Raw genomic sequence first — 6,401 nt, forward strand, 5'->3', positions numbered from 1 at the left:
GCCCAGAATGCAGGGGATGTCGAAGTTTATATATGGAATAAGACTCACGGTAAAGATGTTGGTCATACTGCGATTAGAGTTGGAGATAACATATATGGCTATTATCCAACGGATGTTGATGGAGATGGGGCTTATACTATGAATGATTTGAAGAATAGCCCAGGAGAAATGCATATCAATTCTAAAAAGGAATTTAATGCAATTTATAATGGTGACAACATAACAGCTTATACCTTAAATATTACTGCGGCTCAACAACAAGCATTAATTAACAATTTAATTAATGTGGCTAATAATCCTGGATTTTATAGTTTATCGGGAAATCACTGTACATCTATTGCGTACAGTAGTTTGATTAATTCAGGGATAAATATTGTACGTCCACCAACTCCGGGTTATGGTACAGGTATTGGAGCCATTGGTATTAATATGTCTCCGCATAGTTTTCAATGGATGTTGAATCATAGAGTAAATTCAAAATATATTAGTGGTACAAGGACTTTTACTGTAGGAGACTAATGAGAGTATTCAAGATTTTAATAATAGTAATGACATTGATTAGTTGCGAAAGTGATAAAGATAAAATTCGCAGATTGATTAGTAGCGACAATAAGGATGAAGTTGTTAAAGGATATTATTTAATTGGTGAGCAAAGGGATCGTACCTTTATAACGGATGTTTTTACAAATCCATATGATCCCAGAATTTCACATCATATTAAATTTAAAGGGATATCTGTATATCAAAGCAAAATGATTGCAATGAAAAAAATAACAGAAATGGAGCCTCCTTCAGAAATTACCTATAAACCTGATACTGCTGTAGTAAATTTCTATTACACATGGGCAAAAGAAGAAGGTTATATTAATGAATAACTATGTACTACAAGAAATTAAGAAAGCCGTTCGAGAGAGCGGCTTTTTTTATGAATAGGCTTGTTTGGCTTTAGAATCTCTCAGAAAAGCATCAAGCATTTTATGTACACATATTTTATCCTCTTCCGAGAGCTTCTGAATATCTGTAATTTTTTTGACCAGTGCTTTTTCCAGTATAGCATCTGAACTACCTACCAGATAATCCAGCGATACTTCCAACGCATCTGCAATTTTAGTGGCAATATCAATAGAGGGCTTGATCTCATTGCGTTCATAACGTCCAATAGTTACGGCAATGGTTCCCACTTTTTTAGCTAACTCATCTTGAGAAAACCCTTTCTTTTTGCGGGCTAAAGCTACATTTTCACCGAAAGTCATATCGTAATTGCTGTTTTATAAGCACTAAATCCAGTACTTCGTCAAATTTACAATACTTATATGCTGTATCAAAATCGAAAAAGGCTTGTGTGTTTAAATCGTATATGCTACTTTAGAAGCGAAAATGATAGAAAAAAAATATTTAAAATACAGAACAGATATATCTAAAATATTTTCCCATGCCCGATACCTACCACCACAACTTCAAAGAACTGGACACCTACCTGCATGATACCGGATGTCTTTACATTAGCGATCTGCTGGACGAAATGCTTTACATCCTTATCGTGTATGTGAGCGATAACCCGCACACCATGAAAGACCTAGCCGAGCAGTTTTACCACCTTCGGCAGTTGAGAGATCTTTTTAAAGCACTTGAACCTGAAAGCTAATGGAGATAGCAGAAATCAAACAGCAGCTAGGTTTGGCACAGGTACTGGATCATTACCACCTGAAGCCGGACAAACACTTGCGGTTACACTGTCCCTTCCACGATGACAAAACCCCGAGCCTGCAGGTGTATTACAAAACACAATCCTGCTACTGCTTCAGTGCCAACTGTAGCACCCACGGTAAGGCCATGGACGTGATCGATTTTATTATGCACAAAGAAAACCTGACCAAGCATGAAGCCATTAAGAAAGCGGAATCACTCATAACAGGCAAAGTAAGCCCGACAGTGCAGCTCTCCCGGACAGCAGTTTTAACTAAGATGTTCACCTACTTCAGAAACGGAGTCCACAACAGCAAACCAGCCAAAGAATACCTCGAGAGCAGAAACCTTGATAAAGACAAACTACAGATCGGCTACAACAGTGGCCAGTTCCACCATGGAAACAGGAAAGAAAAACACCTGGTCGAAAGTTGCCTGAAATATGGCCTGTTGCTGGACAGAGGCCATATAAACAACAGGACAGGAGAAAAAGCCTACAGCCCTTTTGGCAAAAACTGCATCGTGTTTGCACTCAGAAACCCACAAAACCAAGTAGTAAGCCTTTACTTTAGAAGCACAATCAATGACAAGAAAGCGAGACACTTTTACCTGAAGGACAGGCAAGGACTTTACCCAAACCACCCAAGTCGAGAAGCTCGACACCTGATTATTACAGAATCCATTATTGATGCAGCCACTTTGCAGCAGCTTGAATTACAGGATTATGAAATACTAGCCCTCTATGGTACTAACGGACTAACAGAAGAGCACGTCAAAGCTATCGAGGATCTGCAGGAGCTGGAAGAAATCATCTTCTTTTTAAATGGAGATGAAGCAGGAAGAAAGGCCACCGAGAAATACAGCAAAGAGCTGCAGCAACTAAAACCGACAGCTAAAATAACACAAATAGAAGTACCCAAAAACGAAGATGTAAACAGCCTTGCCCAATCTCATGAGCCGGAGATCTTCACGCACTTAATCAATAGCCGCAAGCCCATAGGTTTACTTCCTTCAACTGAAAAAGAGAAACCTAAAACCACAGAGCAAAAACCACCAACCACAGAAAACAAATGCATCCTGAACACCGAAAACCCCGAGCAAATCACCTTTGAAAATGAATGGCTGACCGCCACGGTCTGGGGCGGGATAGAGAAAGAGAACCTCAGCCGTTTAAAGATCAGCCTACACATTAAAAGCAAGGAAAACAAATACAAGACCTTCAGGGATGATGTAAACCTTTACAGCCACCAGAGCACTAAAAAACTGGTTCAGAACCTTACAGAAGCCTTAGAGCTTAGCACCACCCAGATAAGCAATACCGTAACAGAGCTGACCGAGAAACTGGAAGAATACAGGATGAAAGAACGGGAAGCACAGGTAAAGGCCCTGAAACCGAAACTCTATGAAATGACCGACAAGGAAGAGCAGCAGGCCATGAAGTTTTTAAAGTCACCGGAGCTGGTAAAAAAGACCTTAACCTTAGTCAGCCAAAGCGGCCTGATCGGAGAACAGAAAAACGGTTTACTGCTCTTCTTCCTGTATTTATCGAGGTTCTTTGATGAACCACTGCACGCCATCATCTTTGGAAGATCCGGAAGCGGAAAAACTTACCTGCAAACCAAGATCAGTGAATGCCTTCCGGAGGAATCAGTACGAACCATTACCAGCTTAACAGAAAACACCCTTTACTACTCCACCAGAGACTTTTGGAAGAACAAAGTACTCCTGATCGAAGACCTTGACGGAGTTTACAACGCCTTTTTACCACTTAGAGAGTTCATGAGCAAACAGAGTATTACCAAGCTCACCACCGATAAAGACGCCAAAGGCAACAACGTGCAAAAGGTGCTGACCGTAGAAGGGCCGATCTGCGTATCAGGAGCCACCACCAAAGAAGGCATTTATGAAGATAACGCCAACAGGAGTTATTTACTCCATATCAACGAAGGCGCCAACCACATGGAAGAAGTCATGGACTACCAAAGAAAACTGCAAGCCGGATTAGTAGACGAAAACAGCCAGAATATTGCTAAACAACTGCTTAAAAACACCCAAAGGCTGCTGAAACCCATAAAAGTGATCAATCCATATGCTACACAGCTTAAAATCCCCGACAGTGTTTTTAAGAAGCTCAGGACAAACATGCACTACCTGCGATTAATAGAAATCATCACCTTTTACCATCAATACCAGAGAGAGGCAAAAACAGACTCCAAAGGTAAAACCTACATTGAATCTAACCTTGAAGATATCAGTTGGGCAAACAGGTTGGTAAAAGAAAGCCTGCTGCGGAAATCTGACGAGCTGAACGGCCAGTTAAGAAGCTTCTTTGAAATCCTGAAAACCACCATTATTAAAAGACCTGAAGACCAGAGAGCCTTTTACAGCAAAGAGATCAGGGAGCTGTTCAGAATGAACCCTATGAAAGCCAATAGGTATTTACGAGAGCTTGAAATGTGGGGCTATATCAAAAAGACAGGCGGCCACCGCAATACCGGCTTTGAATACGAGATAACAGCATGGGACGAATACCAGCACCTGCAATCAGGAATCGACATACTGGACAGTACACTGGAAAAATTAAAGGAACAGCAAGCCAAAAAAGTAAAACAACCGCTGGTATAACATTAGTATAACATGGGTATAACACGACTGAAATGTTATACCAGATCAAAGATAAATAACTGAAAATCAAATCAATATTAAAGATGAAAGCTGGTATAACATGTATAACATCAGGTGAAGCAAGAGGGGTAAAAGCAAAACCGTCATACACGTACAAAAGAGTGCTGGAAGGCTATAAAGAATGGCTGGACATCATAGGTTACTCCAAAGACACCATTAACAGCTTGCCAGCGCAATTAAAACCCTTCTTCCTTCATCTGAAAAATGAAAATATTACCAGCCTGCAGGAAGTACCAAAGCAAACTATCCGGAATTACTACCAGAGCTTAAAACAAAAGAAGAGCAACCACACCGGGGAGCTTTTAAAGAACTCCACCCTGAACGGCCATTTACGAAACCTAAGATTATTTAGCGACTATCTGGAAGAAACCGGACAAGGTAATCTGCTGATTGATATCCAGTACGAACCAAAAGAATACCCTGAAAGAGAAGTGCTGACCCTTCACGAAGTAGACCAGCTTTACAGCGCCTGCAGTGAGCAGGTCAATGGACTAAGGGAAAGGGCAATATTAAGCCTGTACTATGGCTGCGGGTTGAGATGTAAAGAAGGTATTAACCTGAATGTAAATGATATCCTGCTGGACAAACAACTGGTACACATCAGGAAAGCCAAGAACCAGAAAGCCCGTTACGTACCTTTTGTTGAAGGCCAGAAAAAGGACTTTGAACATTATCTGAAATACTACAGGCCACACCTGATAAATGGGGACAACGTCCCTTTTTTGCTCAATAACCAAGGCAGAAGGTTAACCAGCACATCACTATCCAAGACCCTTAAAACCCTGATCGAGCGCACCGGAAATGAAGAGCTGCAGGAAAGGAAAATAGGATTACATACACTCAGGCACAGCATAGCCACACATTTATTGCAATGCGGAATGGAAATAGATGCTATCAGCCAGTTTTTAGGGCATAGCGGAATAAGAAGCACCCAAACATATTTACACCTTGTTCACCTTTAAAGCATATCTGGAGGCGAAGAACTACCACCCGAAAGTACTGGAAGCCTACCTGTACTATCAACAGCAGTTTATCAAGTGGCTGGAAACTGAAAACCTGACAGTAGACACCTGCCAATATGTAGACCTGCTCAGTTATGTAAAGGAGCTAAAGAAGAAAGAAATAAGCGTTTACAGCCTGAACAACTATGTCAGGGGCATAAAATATTATTACGAATACCTGCAATCAGAAGAAAAAATAAAACACAACCCTGCAAGGAAACTATACATTAAAGGAAGGGTGCAGCAGCTACCAAGTGACCTGCTTACCAAAAAGGAAATGAACCAGATTTATGTAGGCTGTCCAAATGAAACACCTGCCCAAAAGCGGAACAAAGTAATGTTGGGACTGGTCATTTACCAAGCATTACGACAGGATGAAATAGCAGCCCTGACACCGGAAGACATCGACTTGCACCAGGGCACAATCTTCATCAAAAAAACAGGTCGTGGAGCCAAAAGACTACTAAAACTGGAAGCCCACCAGATATTGCCATTACAGGAATACATCAAAGAAACCTTGCCCGAAATCAGGAAACTAGCCAAAGTACCCACTGACAAACTGATTATGAGTTTAGGGAAAAATACAGAGCTTAAAGAGCTGGTCAGCAGCTTAATGAAAGCCATGAGAAGGGAAAATCCAAGGTTCAAAAACCTGCTCCATATCCGCACATCAGTAATCAGCCACTGGATCAATGAAAAGAACATAGTAGAAGTTCAATATATGGCCGGCCACAAGAGCATTACCAGTACAGAAGTTTACAAGCACGTGAATATGAAAGACCTGAAAAAGGCATTAGACCAGTTCCACCCGCTCAAATAAAAGCCCAAACCCGCACCACCAAACGCACAGGCCAAACCGCACAGGCCTTGCATCCTTCGGCATGCACTAAGGTTCAGCGGTGTGGTTCCGGTGCGTTGTCAAGGCTGCAGTCCAGAAAATGCAAATCCTCACGCCTTAAACCGTTCCACAAGTAAAATGATACCGTGATTATTGTCTGATGTGGTTGCACTCCTGAAAAAGGAGAGCAG

The 6,401-nt window shown here is 41.4% G+C and carries 7 protein-coding genes; 6 read left to right on the plus strand and 1 reads right to left on the minus strand.

From position 1 onward, the window contains the following. Both C900_RS24350 and C900_RS24355 read left to right on the plus strand, forming a co-directional pair. The coding region (locus C900_RS24350) for a hypothetical protein (protein WP_040497485.1) at window positions 1-519 on the plus strand (519 nt) is incomplete at its 5' end. After that, window positions 519-875: a hypothetical protein gene (locus C900_RS24355; RefSeq protein WP_157494189.1), complete on the plus strand. Its 357-nt coding sequence runs from the start codon at window positions 519-521 to the stop codon at window positions 873-875. The genes C900_RS24350 and C900_RS24355, both read left to right, overlap by 1 nt. Window positions 876-923: 48 nt before the next feature. On the opposite strand, the gene C900_RS24360 is transcribed toward C900_RS24355, so the two are convergent. After that, window positions 924-1,253, minus strand: coding sequence for a helix-turn-helix domain-containing protein (locus C900_RS24360; protein ID WP_009583015.1), 330 nt, complete (start codon window positions 1,251-1,253; stop codon window positions 924-926). Between the two features lie 179 nt (window positions 1,254-1,432). Between C900_RS24360 and C900_RS24365 the strand changes: the two genes are divergently transcribed. The 4 genes from C900_RS24365 to C900_RS28940 all read left to right on the plus strand — a co-directional run bounded on the left by C900_RS24365 (window position 1,433) and on the right by C900_RS28940 (window position 6,192). After that, window positions 1,433-1,645: a hypothetical protein gene (locus tag C900_RS24365; protein ID WP_009583016.1), complete on the plus strand. Its 213-nt coding sequence runs from the start codon at window positions 1,433-1,435 to the stop codon at window positions 1,643-1,645. Next, on the plus strand, window positions 1,645-4,311 hold the full coding sequence (locus C900_RS29505; RefSeq protein ID WP_009583017.1) for a CHC2 zinc finger domain-containing protein: 2,667 nt from the start codon (window positions 1,645-1,647) through the stop codon (window positions 4,309-4,311). The genes C900_RS24365 and C900_RS29505 overlap by 1 nt, the downstream gene beginning before the upstream one ends. Window positions 4,312-4,394: 83 nt before the next feature. Further along, window positions 4,395-5,333: a tyrosine-type recombinase/integrase gene (locus C900_RS24385; protein WP_009583018.1), complete on the plus strand. Its 939-nt coding sequence runs from the start codon at window positions 4,395-4,397 to the stop codon at window positions 5,331-5,333. Then, window positions 5,320-6,192: a tyrosine-type recombinase/integrase gene (locus tag C900_RS28940; protein ID WP_009583019.1), complete on the plus strand. Its 873-nt coding sequence runs from the start codon at window positions 5,320-5,322 to the stop codon at window positions 6,190-6,192. Before C900_RS24385 ends, C900_RS28940 begins: the two co-directional genes overlap by 14 nt. The last annotated feature ends 209 nt before the right edge of the window (window positions 6,193-6,401 follow it).

This window comes from Fulvivirga imtechensis AK7, from assembly GCF_000331535.1.
Taxonomy (GTDB): Bacteria; Bacteroidota; Bacteroidia; order Cytophagales; family Cyclobacteriaceae; genus Fulvivirga; species Fulvivirga imtechensis.